The sequence below is a fragment of the uncultured Photobacterium sp. genome, assembly GCF_947039875.1.
Classification (GTDB): domain Bacteria; phylum Pseudomonadota; class Gammaproteobacteria; order Enterobacterales; family Vibrionaceae; genus Photobacterium.
This window is the reverse complement of sequence record NZ_CAMRAN010000001.1, coordinates 117670-134561: the sequence shown is the minus strand read 5'-3', so window position 1 is coordinate 134561 and position 16892 is coordinate 117670. Positions and strand designations below refer to the sequence as shown.

15 protein-coding genes are annotated in these 16892 nt (G+C 41.2%); 4 read left to right on the top strand and 11 right to left on the bottom strand.

Annotated features, from left to right (window positions below; translation table 11 throughout):
• Positions 1-30: 30 nt before the first annotated feature.
• Both Q0V26_RS00525 and Q0V26_RS00520 read right to left on the bottom strand, forming a co-directional pair.
• Positions 31-1323: a NupC/NupG family nucleoside CNT transporter gene (locus Q0V26_RS00525; protein WP_297474720.1), complete on the bottom strand. Its 1293-nt coding sequence runs from the start codon at positions 1321-1323 to the stop codon at positions 31-33.
• A 218-nt stretch (positions 1324-1541) separates the two neighbouring features.
• The gene (locus Q0V26_RS00520) at positions 1542-2345 is read right to left on the bottom strand and encodes a TatD family hydrolase (RefSeq protein WP_297474717.1); all 804 of its coding nucleotides are present in this window, start codon (positions 2343-2345) and stop codon (positions 1542-1544) included.
• A 167-nt stretch (positions 2346-2512) separates the two neighbouring features.
• Between Q0V26_RS00520 and prfC the strand changes: the two genes are divergently transcribed.
• Positions 2513-4102: a peptide chain release factor 3 gene (prfC, locus tag Q0V26_RS00515; RefSeq protein ID WP_297474715.1), complete on the top strand. Its 1590-nt coding sequence runs from the start codon at positions 2513-2515 to the stop codon at positions 4100-4102.
• A gap of 91 nt (positions 4103-4193) precedes the next feature.
• Here the strand turns inward: prfC and rimI are convergent, their stop codons facing one another.
• The 5 genes from rimI to Q0V26_RS00490 form a co-directional block, all read right to left on the bottom strand.
• A complete protein-coding gene (gene rimI / locus Q0V26_RS00510; RefSeq protein ID WP_297474714.1) occupies positions 4194-4652 on the bottom strand; it encodes a ribosomal protein S18-alanine N-acetyltransferase in 459 nt (152 codons plus the stop codon).
• Positions 4642-5043, bottom strand: a complete 402-nt coding sequence (locus Q0V26_RS00505) for a DNA polymerase III subunit psi (RefSeq protein WP_297474711.1) — start codon at positions 5041-5043, stop codon at positions 4642-4644. Before Q0V26_RS00505 ends, rimI begins: the two co-directional genes overlap by 11 nt.
• A gap of 161 nt (positions 5044-5204) precedes the next feature.
• A complete protein-coding gene (locus tag Q0V26_RS00500) occupies positions 5205-6239 on the bottom strand; it encodes a glycerol dehydrogenase (protein ID WP_297474710.1) in 1035 nt (344 codons plus the stop codon).
• A gap of 300 nt (positions 6240-6539) precedes the next feature.
• The gene (locus tag Q0V26_RS00495; RefSeq protein ID WP_297474708.1) at positions 6540-7046 is read right to left on the bottom strand and encodes an N-acetyltransferase; all 507 of its coding nucleotides are present in this window, start codon (positions 7044-7046) and stop codon (positions 6540-6542) included.
• Positions 7036-7557, bottom strand: coding sequence for an SCP2 domain-containing protein (locus Q0V26_RS00490; RefSeq protein ID WP_297474706.1), 522 nt, complete (start codon positions 7555-7557; stop codon positions 7036-7038). Before Q0V26_RS00490 ends, Q0V26_RS00495 begins: the two co-directional genes overlap by 11 nt.
• Positions 7558-7779: 222 nt before the next feature.
• Between Q0V26_RS00490 and Q0V26_RS00485 the strand changes: the two genes are divergently transcribed.
• From Q0V26_RS00485 to Q0V26_RS00475, 3 genes are all read left to right on the top strand, one after another.
• Positions 7780-9819, top strand: a complete 2040-nt coding sequence (locus Q0V26_RS00485) for an EAL domain-containing protein (protein ID WP_297474704.1) — start codon at positions 7780-7782, stop codon at positions 9817-9819.
• 141 nt (positions 9820-9960) lie between these two features.
• On the top strand, positions 9961-10968 hold the full coding sequence (locus Q0V26_RS00480; protein WP_297474702.1) for a peptidase U32 family protein: 1008 nt from the start codon (positions 9961-9963) through the stop codon (positions 10966-10968).
• 9 nt (positions 10969-10977) lie between these two features.
• Positions 10978-11853 (top strand): U32 family peptidase, encoded by an 876-nt coding sequence (locus tag Q0V26_RS00475; RefSeq protein ID WP_297474700.1) that lies wholly within the window; start codon positions 10978-10980, stop codon positions 11851-11853.
• A 90-nt stretch (positions 11854-11943) separates the two neighbouring features.
• On the opposite strand, the gene nlpI is transcribed toward Q0V26_RS00475, so the two are convergent.
• The 4 genes from nlpI to truB form a co-directional block, all read right to left on the bottom strand.
• Positions 11944-12852: a lipoprotein NlpI gene (nlpI, locus tag Q0V26_RS00470; RefSeq protein ID WP_297474699.1), complete on the bottom strand. Its 909-nt coding sequence runs from the start codon at positions 12850-12852 to the stop codon at positions 11944-11946.
• Between the two features lie 106 nt (positions 12853-12958).
• The gene (gene pnp, locus Q0V26_RS00465) at positions 12959-15088 is read right to left on the bottom strand and encodes a polyribonucleotide nucleotidyltransferase (RefSeq protein ID WP_297474851.1); all 2130 of its coding nucleotides are present in this window, start codon (positions 15086-15088) and stop codon (positions 12959-12961) included.
• Positions 15089-15475: 387 nt separating this feature from the next.
• The gene (rpsO, locus tag Q0V26_RS00460) at positions 15476-15745 is read right to left on the bottom strand and encodes a 30S ribosomal protein S15 (protein WP_006646210.1); all 270 of its coding nucleotides are present in this window, start codon (positions 15743-15745) and stop codon (positions 15476-15478) included.
• 198 nt (positions 15746-15943) lie between these two features.
• Positions 15944-16891 (bottom strand): tRNA pseudouridine(55) synthase TruB, encoded by a 948-nt coding sequence (gene truB / locus Q0V26_RS00455; RefSeq protein ID WP_297474692.1) that lies wholly within the window; start codon positions 16889-16891, stop codon positions 15944-15946.
• Between the last annotated feature and the right edge of the window lies 1 nt (position 16892).

Below are 16892 nucleotides of genomic sequence, written 5' to 3'. Positions count from 1 at the left end.
TTCTTATCTGAGGTTAGTCTTTATTTATAACTATGATGCTAGTGTAATAAATAAACCTGCAATTGTTGCTGACATTAGGTTAGATAATGTACCTGCCGCAACAGCCTTCATACCAAAGCGAGCGATTTCAGCACGACGCGTTGGCGCTAGACCACCTAAACCACCCAGTAGAATGGCTACTGAAGATAGGTTTGCGAAACCACACAATGCAAATGAGATGATAGCTTTAGTCTTATCAGACATTTCAGCACCAGTTTGTGCTACTAACATGCCGCCATCAGCTACATCTTTTAGGTAAGGGGCAAAGTTTAGGTAAGCAACGAATTCGTTAACAACAATCTTCTGACCGATGAATGAACCGGCAACTTGTGCTTCACCCCATGGCACACCAATAAGGAATGCAAGTGGTGAGAATACGTAACCTAGAATCAGTTCTAGTGTTAGTTCAGGCATACCGAACCAACCACCGATACCACCAAGCATACCGTTAATGAGTGCAATTAGACCGATGAATGCAAGTAACATTGCGCCTACGTTTAGCGCTAATTGCATACCAGATGATGCACCAGCTGCTGCTGCATCAATAATGTTAGCGGGTTTTTCTTCACTTTCATCTTCATCGATACCCGCGATCTGCTCAATTGGCTGCTCGGTTTCAGGCTTAATGATTTTAGCAAATAGTAGACCACCCGGTGCTGCCATAAATGAAGCAGCAATCAAGTACTCTAGAGGCACACCCATTTGTGCGTAACCTGCAAGTACACCACCAGCCACTGATGCCAAACCACCACACATTACCGCAAACAGCTCAGATTGAGTCATCTTAGGTACGAACGGACGAATAACCAATGGTGCTTCCGTTTGACCTACAAAAATATTAGCTGTTGCAGACATTGATTCTGCATGAGAAGTACCAAGAACTTTACGTAAACCGCCACCTAGTACATTGATAACAATTTGCATAACGCCGATGTAGTACAACACACTGATAAGTGCAGAGAAGAAGACGATAACAGGCAGTACGCGTAATGCGAAAACAAAACCACCGCCGCCAAATAATTCAAACATCTTGTTTGATGTTAAGCCACCAAATAAGAAGTTAATACCGTCATTACCATAACCAATAACGTTAGCTACTGCTTGCGACATGCCATACAGCACATCACGGCCTACAGGCACATAAAGAACAAAGGCACCTAAAAGAAATTGGATAGCAAATGCACCACCAACAGTACGTAAGTTGATCGCTTTACGGTTATCAGATAGAAGTACGGCAAGTAATAGCAGTACCACCATCCCAACTAGGCTCATTAGCAGGCTCATGATTTATGGAATCCTATAGTTAATTTTTGGCGTATTGACAGTTAGGCTCTTTTATAGAGTCGGCGCATTATACTCATGGAGTTCCTGATGATGTAATGCAAAGATCACAGTTTATGAGGAAATTTGATGTACCATAATCAGCTATTGTGACTCGTATCACATAACCCTTATTTAAAGAGCCTTGCGATCAACGCAAACGTTTGGCTTTGGCAGCAAAATCACACCTTTATTTGAAATAATTCAGTACATGTTAAGGTTGTTGCTTGTGCTATTTGTGTATAGGTGTCCCCTCTTATATCCGCTAATGTTGTAACAATATCGACTAAACGCTCAGGTCGATTTGGCTGACCTTGATAGCCTGACACCGGCATATCAGGAGAATCGGTCTCTAATAACAGTGCTGATAATGGTAATTTCGCGATAGTAGCGCGGGTTTTTTGAGCGCGACTATAAGTAATGGTGCCACCCACACCGATTTTGATACCGAGATCAACAAGCTGAGTTGCCTGTTGGTAACTGCCACTAAATCCATGATAAACACCGCCCATTTTAGGTAGCTGCTGACGCAATAATGTAACCAATTCAGGAAAGGCTTTACGGCAATGTAGTATCACAGGTAAATCATGCTCATTGGCTAATTGAAGTTGCGCTTGTAACCACTGTAATTGTTGGTCTCGATTAACATTCGCTACAGCAAAATCTAACCCACATTCTCCCACCGCCACACACAGCTCATCATTCTTGGCGTTAGTGAGCAGACGCGCTAATTCATCCACCACATCTGCTGTATGTTGATGACTAAAAAAAGGGTGAATACCTAATCCATAATATAAGCCTGAAAATTGCTGACATAAAGTTGCAACTGTGTGCCAATTACTGCTACCGACTGTTGGAATAACCAACGCTTTCACTCCCGCTTGCTGTGCTTGTGTCCATGCTTGAGCGGGATCGGCTGCAAATGGCACAAAGTCAAAATGACAATGGCTATCTATCACAACTGGTTGTTTTGTGGTTACTGCCATAATTTGAGTCTCTATATTAAGAAGGTGATGCATATTATGCCGTGAATTAACCATCAAACGGGTCATTATTTACCTTTGTGAGTAATTCTCGCTGCGGCTAGATTGAGTATAAGGATAAAATCAGCGACAATAGTGAATAACGCACTCCATTCAAAAAGAACATGCTAATGTCGCAAACACTGTTTCAAGGCGAAGTATCGAAACGTCGTACTTTCGCTATTATCTCCCACCCCGATGCGGGTAAAACCACCATTACTGAAAAGGTATTGTTGTTCGGAAACGCGATCCAAAAAGCGGGTACCGTAAAAGGTCGTGGCTCTAACCAGCATGCAAAATCTGACTGGATGGAGATGGAAAAAGAACGTGGTATCTCAGTAACCACTTCTGTAATGCAGTTTCCTTACAATGCTTGTTTAGTTAACTTACTTGATACTCCTGGACACGAAGACTTCTCAGAAGATACTTACCGTACTCTAACTGCGGTTGACTCTTGCCTAATGGTTATCGATGCTGCAAAAGGTGTCGAAGATCGTACCCGTAAGCTAATGGAAGTAACTCGTCTACGTGACACACCTATTGTTACCTTCATGAACAAATTGGACCGTGAAACACGTGATCCAATGGAATTACTTGATGAGGTTGAAGTTGAACTAGGTATGGCATGTGCGCCAATTTCATGGCCTATCGGCTGTGGTAAAGAGTTCAAAGGTGTTTACCATATTCACCGTGATGAAACGATTCTTTACAGCACAGGTCAAGGTCACACCATTCAAGAGCAACGCATTATTAAAGGCTTAGATAACCCTGAGCTAGATGTTGCTATTGGTAGCGACCTTGCAGCTAACTTGCGTGAAGAACTAGAACTCGTTATTGGCGCATCAAATGAATTTGATCGTGAACTCTTTCTCGCAGGTGAACTAACACCAGTCTTCTTTGGTACAGCATTGGGTAACTTTGGTGTTGACCATATGCTTGACGGCTTAACCGAGTGGGCACCAGCGCCATTACCTCGCCAAGCCAATACCCGTGAAGTTGAAGCAACGGAAGAGAAATTCTCAGGCTTTGTGTTTAAAATCCAAGCAAACATGGATCCTAAACACCGTGACCGTATTGCTTTTATGCGTATTGTATCAGGAACTTACGAGCAAGGTATGAAGATGAACCATGTTCGTACCGGTAAAAACGTCAGCATTTCTGATGCCGTAACCTTTATGGCCGGTGACCGTTCACGCGCAGAAACAGCTTATGCTGGTGATATTATTGGTTTACACAACCACGGTACGATTCAGATTGGTGATACCTTTACTCAAGGTGAAGAACTGAAGTTTGCTGGTATTCCAAACTTTGCCCCTGAGCTTTTCCGTCGTATTCGTCTAAAAGATCCACTAAAGCAAAAGCAATTGCTAAAAGGCTTAGTACAGCTTTCAGAAGAAGGGGCGGTGCAGGTATTCCGTCCACTACAAAACAACGATCTTATCGTGGGTGCAGTAGGTGTACTTCAGTTTGATGTGGTTGTGGCACGTCTTAAAGCTGAATACAACGTTGAAGCGATTTATGAAGGCGTTAACGTAGCAACTGCACGTTGGGTTGAATGTGATGACGCGAAGAAACTTGAAGAATTCAAGCGTAAGAACCAATCTCACCTAGCACTCGATGGCGGTGATAACTTATCTTACATCGCACCAACCATGGTTAACCTAAACCTTGCTAAAGAACGTTTCCCTGAAGGTGATTTCCGCGCCACTCGCGAACACTAATCCCCTCACAGGTTACTAATACCAAAAAGGCCGTATTCATCTGAATATGGCCTTTTTATTGGTCTTTATTTATAGGTACTTTATAAGTAAATCAGCTAAAAGGCATAAACATATACGCCATGATCAACGCATCTTCACGACCATCAACCGCAGGATAATAACCAACACGACGATTGGTTTCATTAAATCCTGTTGCTTCATAAAGCTTATACGCACCAATGTTACTCTCACGTACTTCAAGCCAAATTTCTTCCGCTTGTTTTGCTTCTAACGCATCAATAAAACCATTAAGTAATAACTTACCGTAGCCTTTACGTTGCTGAGCCGGATCAATGGCAATATTCAATAAAGTACCTTCACCTGCGACAACTTGGCCAAAGCAATACCCGACCACTTGCTCATCAACCACTAATACATAGTTGGCCGCAATTCGGTTAGGCTCTTTGCGAATCATTGATTCTGCCCACGGAAAGGTATTAGCTGCTTGTTCTATACGCCAAACATCATCGGTATGGTGTGCTTCTAATGGAATAATTTTTTTATGAGTCATAACTACAAATCTGTTGCCATAATGCTTTCTTAGATGAAGGATCATTATGCATAAGTTTTAATGAGGCCGAATTCAGAACCTGACAACCCGTTGGGTATATTCCTTGGCAACCCGCAAACCAACACCAAGTTAAATGGTGCGCTGCGATTTGATCAAGTGCCGATAGCGGCAAGGATAATGCTTGCTCTGGCGTCAATTTCATACTTGATAAAATACGTCCAAACAACCAAGCATCATGCTCATTCAATTCCTCAGCCGAAATAAAAAGCAGCTTACACTCAGCGGGCAGATTGATCACAGGTAGCACTTGGTTAGGAAAAAGCTCAGGCTTTCGCACTTGCCAATAAGTGATCCCCATTTCCTGTAACACCTGAATATCGCGTTGCTTCATACCCTACCTGCTATGGAATATAAATGGAGGCTGATCCTAGCAAATCCGCACTGCTTTGTACTCATAAACTATCATCTTCTGTCTCTAATAGTTTAAAAACAACAATGCCGACATGATGTCGGCATTGATTATTATTATTTAACCATTATCAGCATGACATTTTAGTCATGGTAACGTTGTGCTAATGCATCAGCAGCAACCATTGCTTGGTAGACGCGGTCAGCATTGACCTTAACCGCCATATTACACATAGTGTCACCTTCAGCGCAGGCAATCTCAGCCACTTGACGCCATTCAGATTCCACCATTTCTTCAATACCGAAATCAGCTAAAGTTAATGGTAAACCAGCTGTTTTCATTACATAAATAACATTTTCAATTTCTTCAGAATCGGCTTTTTCAAGCACTAATTGAGTTAGCAAACCAAACGCTACTTTCTCACCATGCTGAATATGGTGTAATTGTGGTAATGAAGACATACCGTTGCTAACAGCGTGCGCTGCCGCTAAACCACCAGATTCAGCACCGATACCACTGAGGTAAATCGTTGCTTCAATCATTTCTTCTAATGCTGGTGTAACCACATGGCGACGCGCGGCATCCATTGCCATTTCTACGTTTTCAACAATCAACTCATAGCACATCAGTGCCATGCCAAGACCAGTACGTGATACGCGTTTTTGTACTAGGTTTAAACCGTCAGCATAACAACACGCACGTGCTTCAAAGAAGGTTGCTAGCGCATCACCAATACCTGCAGCAAAGAACTTAATTGGTGCCGCAGCAATAATACCCGTATCAGCAATAACAGCATCTGGGTTTTGAGGTAGGAATAAGTAACGGTCAAACTCACCGTCATCTTTGTACACCACAGATAACGCAGTACAAGGTGCATCTGTTGACGCAATAGTTGGAAAAATAATCACCGGAATGTGAGCAAAATGCGCAACCGCTTTAGCCACATCCATGGTTTTACCGCCACCAATACCCACGACAACATTTGCGCCACAATGTTTTACGATCTCATGGATACGACCAATTTCAGTATCAGTACATTCATATTGAAATTGTTCTGCATGAGCAGTAATGCCCGCTTGTTGTAACGCTGGTAGTGCTTCCTCTTTAACTTTATTAAGAATAAATTCATCACAAATCAATACAGCATTATTACCAATAATCTTTAATAAAACCGCCAAGTTGTGGCAATAGGTTTTGACCAATAATGAATTTTTTTGGTGAGGTAATACTACGAGGGATCATGAATGTCATTCCTTAATGATTTATTATTAGCAATAAAATACCACCACCAAATATTAAGCTAAATGACAAATAAAGAGTTCTTACTTCTCAATATTAACTTTATTGCAGTGCAATATTAATAGGTTATTAATGGATATAAAAAACCACGCTCCTCCTCGCAGATAGTGATAAAACTATCGTATTAAAAGGAAGATCGTGGCTTATTAGTTACTGCCGAAAGGTCAGTACTTCATTGATTATGCTAAAGCATTAAACTCTTCGCAGTATTCAACCAATCCTTGATGTTGCTGTACACTACCCGGCGTAATTTCTAATACCATAAAGGCAGCTTCTGTTCCCGGCCAACGGCAAGTTAAACCATGTACTAAAGCAGCTTCATAGCCAGCACGATGGTAATAATTAGGATCACCTAATACCACCACCGCTGGGTAATCAAAATCAGCTAATGTTGCTTGCGCTTCTGCTAATAATGCTAAACCCACCCCTTGATTACGGTGATCTTCGCGAATAGATAACGGCGCAAGCCCTTGCCAATTTGTTTCTTGTCCTGCCACCGTTACTGGACTAAAAAAAGCATGCCCAATCACTTCACCTTCATCAGTACAAGCGACTAATGATAAGGTTCGGCAACCATTTTCGCGCAAGCGCATCACTAAGTTCGCTTCGGCATCGGTGTCAAACACTGATTTTAATAATGCATCGATCAATAAAATATCAGCGGGTGCTTCAGATCTAATGAGCATGTGTAACCTCTTTATCAATCACGTTAGCCTGCATTCCCTGATGAATAAAATCAGCTGATTGCTGTAACACAAATTTTACGGGAGAAGGCAAAGAATCAAGATCAATACTATCCATCAAGTTCTTCACTTCCAAGCCCAATTCGGTATCACCTTCAATACGAAGGCGACGTTGGAAAAACAGTGTATCAGGATCTTCTTTACGTGCCGCAATTAACACTAAATCATTACACTCGCCACTAAAGCTCACATCATGGTGTTCACAGTGCTCTGCTACTACTAATGCTTCATCTTGATAACTAATGAACCACTGTAATCCTAAATCACGCACTTCAACTTTTAACCAGCGATCCTCAAGAAATTCAAAATCGCCATCGGCCAATGCTTCTTTGAAAACCATCGCAAGGCTATCTAACATGATCTTTTTTTGAATAGAGAACGGTGTCAATTTTACAGGGACACGCAATAATGCTGGACCATGTTGAACCAATTGTCTTCTAAGTTGAGCAATCACTATTTGTATTCCTGTTTAAAGTCGAACGCTAAAAATGAATTGTATGGCAATCTTAACCATTTGTTTTATGCCTTAAGTCAAAAAAAATCAATTGTCTCACTAAAACAAGTCATTATTTTGTTAATACGCGTTATATTTACGCCCACTAACATTTACACTAGTTATCAATTAATCGCACCTTATTATTAATATTCAACTCATAGAGCCAAGGATTAAACATTAATGCAGATAGAGCAACTTGACTATTGGTTTCCTCTTTTAACAAATAATAGTCCTTTCCTGTTTGCGATTATTGACGATCAACACTGTTACCATCGAGTAAATAATCGTTATAGTGATATTAGTGGTAAATCACAGCATCAATTAATTGGCAGTAATGATACTGATACCCTTGGTCACTATTATTACCAATGTTTAAAACCGTATTATGAGCGAGCGTTTAATGGTGAAGTCATTGAAGCGGAAGTGACCATCAATGACACGCCACATCACACCTGTTTACACATCAGCTTAGCGCCTCTGACAAATACTTCAGGTAAAATCAGCCATATTATTTCGCATTCTATTGATACATCAGAACGGCATATTTTGATAAATTCATTACAAGAATCGGAACATCAGTTAATCCAACTTCAAAACCTAATGACCGATGGTATCTGCATTGTAGAAAAAAATATCATCAAAAACGCCAATCAACACGCTATCGATCTATTAGGCATGACATCTAAGCCAGCTTTAGTTGGACAACAACTTGAGCACTTATTGTTAGATAATAACCACCAACCTTGCCACAGTAAAAAATTCATCTCAGCATTCCAGGATACTAAACAGCATTATTATGCCATTAATAATATTGAACGTACGCCATTAACCATAGCCACCACCCCAATAAAAATCCTTGGTGAATCAGCGTTATTAATCAAACTAACTCCCGTAGTCTGTAGCAATGATCAACAATATAAAATAGAGCAGCTCACTCAACTTGATCCCTTAACTGGACTTTATAACCGCTATGGTTTTAGCCGCCAACTGGATCAATTAATGAAAGCCAATACACCGCTATTCATGCTCTATATCGACATTGATAACTTTAAAAATATTAATGATTCATTAGGCCATCATATTGGTGACAAAGTATTACAAGAAATAGCCCAACGGTTACAACAACGCTTACCTAAAGATTCGATTATTGGTCATCTAAGTGGCGATGAGTTTGCGGTTATATTAACCAACCCAGAACATGAAAACAGTGGCGAAATAATCGCTGAGCAGATTATCGCACTGATTAATTTACCGTTTGATCTACGTTATTTCAGTAAGCACCTTTCTTGCTCAATAGGCATGGTCAAATCACCAGGCAATGGTCACGATGCTCGAATGATGTTACAAAATGCTGATACCGCCATGTATGAAGCAAAAAATCGTGGTCGTAATCGACTCGTCATTTTTAGTGAGGTAATGAGTAAAGAAGTAAGAATGCGCTTATGGCTTGAAATAGAACTTCAAAAAGCATTGCAAAACAATTCTTTAGAGGTATGGTACCAACCTAAAGTCAATACCAAAAACTTTGAGATTGACGGTGCGGAAGCATTAGTACGCTGGAAACACCCCGTTGAAGGTTATATTAGCCCGGCACAATTTATTCCCATTGCTGAACGGGCAGGATTGATCGAACAACTTGGTCGTGTTGTTATGCGAGAAGTATTTACTACTGTTAATCACTGGAAAAAACAGCAGTTACTCAGAGGTCGTGTCGCGATAAATCTATCATCACAACAGTTTGAGAATCCAAATCTCATTAGTTTTGTTGATAAATTACGCCAATCAACTGGAATCAATGCTGACGATTTTACCTTTGAGCTCACCGAAAGTACTGTCATGAGTGATGGTGAACATACCATCCAAATGCTTAATGCGATTAAACAACAAGGGTTTGCATTATCTATTGATGATTTTGGTACTGGCTATTCATCATTATCTTATTTAGCGCGCTTTCCCCTTGATGAACTTAAAATTGATCGCGCGTTTATTAAAGATATCGACACCATTCCTAAACAAATTATTCTGATTGAAAATATCATTAATATCGGTAAATCACTTAATATGAGTGTTGTCGCTGAAGGCATTGAGACCCATCAACAAGCCACCTTACTTTCAAACCTCAATTGTGATTATATTCAAGGGTTTCATTTCCATCGCCCAATGCCAAAACAAGAATTAGAAAGCTTATTATTAAAAGAAAAAATTTATCTCAACGGTTGATATAAGTCTAAAAACACTATTATTTAGTAACAATTTTATTGTTTAATATCAACAAAACCTGCCTCGCATCAAGATTCGAATTCCTAAACACTTCTACTATGAAGCTATTGTTTTTACGCAAAGATTGGATAATTAAATAACATGGAGCTTCTTTGCCCTGCTGGTAATCTTCCAGCATTAAAAACCGCCATTGATAATGGTGCGGATGCGGTTTATATCGGTTTTAAAGACGATACTAACGCCCGCCACTTTGCTGGTTTAAACTTCACTGAGCGCAAACTAGAAAAAGCAGTGCAGTATGTTAAAGATCATGATCGTAAATTGCATGTTGCTTTAAATACCTTTGCTCATCCTGATGGCTTTAATCGTTGGGCAAAAGCGGTTGATAATGCGGCGGCAATGGGTGTTGATGCGCTGATTGTGGCTGACATTGGCGTACTTGAATATGCCGCAACAACTTACCCTGATTTAGAATTACACCTCTCTGTTCAAGCATCAGCGACTAACACTGCCGCGATTGATTACTATAAACAGAATTTCAATATTAAACGCGTGGTGTTACCGCGAGTATTGTCCATGCATCAGGTAAAACAATTAGCGCGTAATACCGACATGCAGTTAGAAGTGTTTGCGTTTGGTAGCTTATGTATTATGTCAGAAGGCCGCTGTTATTTATCCTCATACATGACAGGTGAATCGCCAAATACTGTTGGGGCTTGTTCACCCGCAAAGTATGTACGCTGGCAAGAAACGCCACAAGGGTTAGAATCGCGCTTAAATGAAATATTAATTGATCGCTATACTCAAGGCGAAAACGCCGGTTATCCGACGCTCTGTAAAGGCCGTTTTGATATTAATATCGATGGTGAACAAAAGCGTTATCATGCGCTTGAAGAACCAACTAGTCTTAACACGCTTGATATTTTACCTGAACTATTTAAAGCCAATATCGCCTCAGTCAAAATTGAAGGTCGCCAACGTAGCCCCGCGTATGTTGAACAAGTGACTAGAACTTGGCGCGCGGCGATTGATCACTATTTGGCTAATCCTGAAGGTTACAGTGTTAATCCAGCATGGAATGCATGTTTAGGTAATCTGTCAGAAGGCAAACAAACAACATTAGGTGCATACCACCGTAAATGGCAATAAGGGATCATTATGAAATATTCACTTGGGCCATTGCTTTACTTCTGGCCTCAGCATGATGTTGAAACCTTCTATCAACAAGCAAAGCATAGCAACGTTGATATTATTTATTTAGGGGAAACAGTATGCTCTAAGCGTCGCGCACTTAAAGCGGCACAATGGATTGATATTGCAAAAGATCTTGCCACCAATGGTAAGCAAGTCGTGCTATCAACCATGGCATTGCTAGAAGCCCCTAGCGAAGTTAACATCATGAAAAAATATATCGATAATGGCGACTTTATTGTAGAAGCTAACGATGTATCTGCTATTCAGTTAGCTTCACAAAACAAAGTTCCGTTTGTGGTTGGACCCGCCGTTAATTGCTATAACGCCCAAACGCTACAACTGTTTGTTAAACAAGGCATGACTCGCTGGTGTATGCCGGTAGAACTGTCTCGTGATTGGTTAAGTAATACGCTAACCGAATGTGAAAAACTGGGGATCCGCCAACAATTTGAAACCGAGGTCTTTAGTTATGGCTATCTACCATTAGCTTATTCTGCCCGCTGCTTTACTGCTCGTGCTGAAAATAAAGCCAAAGATGATTGCGAAACTTGCTGTATTAAATACCCGCGAGGGATCACAGTTAATAGCCAAGAAGATCAAAAAATCTTTACGCTTAATGGCATTCAAACTCAATCGGGTTACTGTTATAACTTGATTAATGATTTGAAAGGTATGAAAGACATGGTCGATGTGGTGCGATTAAGCCCAATGGGGTTAGACACGCTGACATTGATTGATGACTTCCGTGCTAATGAACAAGGTACGATTCGTCATCCGCTTACGGATGGGCATCAATGTAATGGCTATTGGCATAATCTAGCCGGATTGGATATTCGCTAAAGGTTCGAGGTTCGAGGTTCGAGGTTCGAGGTTCGAGGTTCGAAAAGAATAAAAAATAGCCGCTGATGATAGCGGCTATTTTTATCGACATTATTTCACTGATGCACTTGGCGAAGAAGACGCCGCGGCTGCATTTTCTTCTGCTGTAAAAATACGATTTAGCTCTAATATAGAGAATCGATGTTCAACAAATTCATACACATTTCCCGCTAAAGCAAGCTTATATAACATCACCGCCGTTGGATAATCTTGTTTATTTTGATAGGTCTGTGCTAAATAAAAATACCCTTCCGTCAGTCGCAGTGCTAATTGTTGATTATCTTTACTCTGCTCGGCAATCTCGGTTAAGAACTGCTCTTCAGTGATCTCACCAAGATACATTCTAACGATCTGCCAACCCCAATCTCTTTTATCACTGACCGCATAACGTTGTTGAAGTAAGGTTCTAGCTTGCTCTGGCGTATATTTCAAATCATTAATGTATAACCAAATAACACGGTAAGGATCATTTATATTAAGCAGGTAATGAGGTAATAAATCTTCATTTGCAAGTGTATAACGTTCGCCATAATAAAGCGCTATACCACGATTTCGGTGGGCGTAAGGATGCTCAGGGGCTAAATCTAACGTTGAATCAAACGATTCATAAGCAGAATCAAACATGCCCATTTGAGTAAAAAGCACTCCTGCCACATTAAATAAATCCGGCTGGTTTGGATTAATCGTGAGTGACTTATTAAAATCAAGTCGCGCCAAATCACGTAGACCTAAACTGTCATGCAACAAACCACGATCATAATAAATAGTGGCTAGTGTTGTTGGCGGAATATTGGGTTGTTGTAATATTTGTTCAATCCGTGCCAACTGAATCTGTTGTTGAAAAGTAGCTTGATAAGGGACAGCCATCGGAGGCTGAGTCCATTGGGTTGGTGCTGTTGAACATCCACTGATAACCAGTGCAGTAGCAATTACAGCATATCGAATATGACGTATTATCAACTCAGTTCTCCCTGTGACATTAATGACGATCCAGCGTCTATGACAATATTTAGATCAAAAAAAAGGGGCTATTAAGCCCCTTTATATCATGATATTAGCAAAACGCTTAGCCTTGTGGCTGTTCGTCTTGTGCAGGAGCTGCGGCTGGCGCTTCTACTGCTTCTTTCATGCTTAGACGGATACGGCCTTGACGGTCAATTTCAAGTACTTTAACTTGAACTTCTTGACCCATCTGTAGGTAATCAGACACTTTCTCTACACGATCTTGTGAGATTTGAGAAATGTGAACTAGACCTTCTTTAGTACCGATAACTGATACAAACGCACCGAAATCAACGATACGCATTACTTTACCAGTGTAAACACGGCCAACTTCAACGTCAGCAGTGATTTCTTCGATACGACGGATTGCTTCTTGTGCAGCAGTACCTTCAGTCGCAGCGATCTTCACTGTACCATCATCTTCGATTTCGATAGTAGTACCAGTTTCTTCAGTAAGTGCGCGGATAACTGCACCACCTTTACCGATAACATCTTTGATCTTCTCAGGGTTGATCTTCATCATGTGAATGCGAGGAGCAAACTGAGAGATATCTTCACGAGGAGCATTGATTGCATTATCCATTACGCTAAGGATGTGCTTACGCGCGCCTTTAGCTTGGTTAAGTGCAATTTCCATGATCTCTTTAGTGATACCTTCGATCTTGATATCCATCTGAAGTGCTGTGATACCGTCGTCAGTACCCGCTACTTTAAAGTCCATGTCACCTAGGTGATCTTCGTCACCAAGGATGTCAGAAAGAACAACGAAATCATCGCCTTCTTTCACAAGACCCATTGCGATACCCGCAACAGATGATTTGATTGGCACACCAGCATCCATAAGTGCTAGTGAAGTACCACATACAGAAGCCATTGAAGATGAACCGTTAGATTCAGTGATTTCTGATACTACACGTACTGTGTATGGGAATTCGTCAACAGATGGCATTACTGCAGCAATACCACGCTTCGCCAACTTACCGTGACCAATTTCACGACGCTTAGGCGAACCAACGAAACCAGTTTCACCTACACAGTATGGAGGGAAGTTGTAGTGAAGAAGGAAGTGATCTTTCTTCTCACCCATGATGCTATCAATGATTTGAGCATCACGTTGTGTACCAAGCGTTGCCGTAACAAGTGCTTGTGTTTCACCACGAGTAAACAGTGAAGAACCGTGCGTACGTGGAAGTACACCAGTACGTACGTCTAGCGCACGAACCATGTCTTTTTCACGACCATCGATACGTGGAAGACCTGCAATGATGCGGCCACGTACAACTGTCTTCTCTAGATCGTGGAAGATAGTGTGGATTTCTTTTGCGTTTGCATCAACATCTTCAGCAAAAATCGCGTCGTTTACTTCAGCAGCAATCTCGTGGATGCGATCGTAACGCGCCATTTTTTCAGTGATTTGGTAAGCTTCAACCAGCTTAGCTTCAGCTAACTCAGCGATCTTAGTTTTAAGTACTGTGTTTTCTGCAGGCGCAGCCCAATCCCAAGCAGGAGTTGCAACTTCAGCAGCAAACTCGTTGATTGCATTGATAACAACTTGTTGTTGGTCATGACCAAATACAACAGCTTGTAACATTTGCTCTTCAGATAGACGATCAGCTTCTGATTCAACCATTAGCACAGCGTCTTTAGTACCAGCAACAACAAGATCAAGACGGCTTGCTTCTAGCTCTTCATTGCTTGGGTTAAGAACGAATTGATCGTTAATGTAACCAACACGTGCCGCACCGATAGGACCATTGAATGGAATACCAGAAATAGCAAGAGCTGCAGAAGTACCAATCATTGTAACCATATCAGGGTTAACAGCAGGGTTTACAGAAACCACTGTTGCAATAACTTGAACTTCGTTTTTAAAATCATCAGGGAATAACGGACGGATTGGACGGTCGATTAGACGTGCAGTCAGTGTTTCGCCTTCAGAAGGACGGCCTTCACGCTTGAAGAAACCACCAGGGATTTTACCTGCAGCGTATGTACGCTCTTGGTAGTTTACTGTTAGCGGGAAGAAGTCTTGGCCTTCTACTGCTGTTTTCTTACCAACAACAGAAACGAACACTGAAGTGTCGTCCATGCTAACCATTACTGCAGCAGTCGCTTGACGTGCTATAACACCAGTCTCTAGAGTAACCGTGTGGTTACCGTACTGGAAAGTCTTTACGATAGGATTCACGTGAATTTCCTTAAATATATTCCACTTTCTATTTGCAGGCTAATTATAACCAACACAAACATAAGCGTCATGTAATGATGTCCACTTTTGTAATGATTTACGTATCGCGACTAATGAAAGTTCTTATAATAAAGAAAAACTTTTATTAGCCGCGACCTGAAGGTCGAGGAAAACGACTCGCAAAGTCATAACAAGTGGAAATATGCAGTTATTTACTCGACACCCATCATATCTCTGCGTAAGCATTCATACAACAAACTTGAGCTTAACTCCGGTACAGATAGTAGACGAAATTACGAAAGATGACAGGGGGACGTATCAATAATAGCGGTATCTATAATAAAAAGAGCAGATAAAAAGAAAGGAGCCTAGGGCTCCTTTCTTAAAGCAATCTTAGCGACGTAGGCCTAGACGCTTGATCAAGTCTTGGTAACGATCTAGGTTTTTACCTTTTAGGTAATCTAGAAGCTTACGACGACGAGAAACCATGCGTAGTAAACCGCGACGGCTGTGGTGGTCATGTTTGTGGTTAGCAAAGTGACCTTGAAGGTGGTTGATTTGCGCTGTTAAAAGTGCAACCTGAACTTCAGGAGAACCAGTATCATTTTCACATTGTGCGTAATCTGCAACGATTGCTGCTTTAGTTTCTGCATTCAGAGACATAACTCATTCCTAATACAAGATGTTTTAATTTGTGCCGCCAATCTCTGATTCAGCCGACACCCAAGCCGCGGATTATACTGATCAGCGGAACTAACTACAAGCGAATAATTAACCAGTTTTATTTTTAATCTCAAGCAACTCACACACAATAATCATGATGATTTCGTGTGCATAATAACGAGCGATCGGCTGGTATCATTATTGTTCTTGTTCGTTTGCCATTACTCGTTTTGGTGCCAACATGCCTTTTGCATCAATGGTACCAACACCAATAAACTCAGCAGTACCCCCAACGGTAATACGCACTAAAGTGCCTTCAGCGGGAACAACCTCGGCAGCAACAGGATTACCATGTAGTACATGCACAGCCGCTTCTGCTGTAATATTTACTGCTGGTAAATCTTGTACCGCAGTATCAGTTGGCAATAATAATGCATCTAATACTGTACCGGGTTCAATTTCATCCGCTATAGCTTGGTCAAGCATCGCCTGTAGCTGCTCAATCGTTACCATACGCTCATAAGGAAAGTTAGATACGCCTGTACGACGTAAGTAAGTCACATGAGCGCCACAACCTAGCATTTCACCAAGATCATCAACAATAGTACGAATGTATGTGCCTTTTGACACATGCAGTTCCATTTCAACTTCGTTGTTATCAAAGCGCAGTAACTCAACTGAATACACGGTAATCTTACGCGATTCACGAGGAATAGAAATTCCTTCACGCGCGTATTCATATAATTTACGACCTTGATACTTTAATGCTGAGTACATCGATGGAATTTGATCAGTCGTACCACGAAAGCTATCGATACACGCTTCAAGCTGATCGCGTTCAACATTAACAGCACGGGTTTCAACCACTTCACCATCAGAATCAGAGGTATCAGTACGCTCGCCTAATTTGGCGATCACACGATAACGCTTATCTGAATCTAATAAAAATTGTGAAAACTTGGTCGCTTCACCAAAACAAAGCGGTAACATGCCCGTCGCTAAAGGATCAAGCGCACCAGTATGGCCCGCTTTTTGTGCAAAAAAGATACGTTTCACTTTTTGCAGGGTATCGTTAGAACTAATGCCTGTTGGTTTATCAACCAAGATCACACCGTTAATTGGACGACCTTTACGACGACGTGCCATG

Excerpts from the sequence above, each read along its gene's own strand:
- Q0V26_RS00495 (WP_297474708.1), bottom strand. The coding sequence starts at position 7,046 with ATGCTCATTAGATCTGAAGCACCCGCTGATATTTTATTGATCGATGCA.
- Q0V26_RS00520 (WP_297474717.1), bottom strand. The coding sequence starts at position 2,345 with ATGGCAGTAACCACAAAACAACCAGTTGTGATAGATAGCCATTGTCAT.
- rpsO (WP_006646210.1), bottom strand. The coding sequence starts at position 15,745 with ATGTCTCTGAATGCAGAAACTAAAGCAGCAATCGTTGCAGATTACGCA.
- truB (WP_297474692.1), bottom strand. The coding sequence starts at position 16,891 with ATGGCACGTCGTCGTAAAGGTCGTCCAATTAACGGTGTGATCTTGGTT.
- Q0V26_RS00525 (WP_297474720.1), bottom strand. The coding sequence starts at position 1,323 with ATGAGCCTGCTAATGAGCCTAGTTGGGATGGTGGTACTGCTATTACTT.
- Q0V26_RS00505 (WP_297474711.1), bottom strand. The coding sequence starts at position 5,043 with ATGAAGCAACGCGATATTCAGGTGTTACAGGAAATGGGGATCACTTAT.
- Q0V26_RS00485 (WP_297474704.1), top strand. The coding sequence starts at position 7,780 with ATGCAGATAGAGCAACTTGACTATTGGTTTCCTCTTTTAACAAATAAT.
- prfC (WP_297474715.1), top strand. The coding sequence starts at position 2,513 with ATGTCGCAAACACTGTTTCAAGGCGAAGTATCGAAACGTCGTACTTTC.
- rimI (WP_297474714.1), bottom strand. The coding sequence starts at position 4,652 with ATGACTCATAAAAAAATTATTCCATTAGAAGCACACCATACCGATGAT.
- Q0V26_RS00480 (WP_297474702.1), top strand. The coding sequence starts at position 9,961 with ATGGAGCTTCTTTGCCCTGCTGGTAATCTTCCAGCATTAAAAACCGCC.
- Q0V26_RS00475 (WP_297474700.1), top strand. The coding sequence starts at position 10,978 with ATGAAATATTCACTTGGGCCATTGCTTTACTTCTGGCCTCAGCATGAT.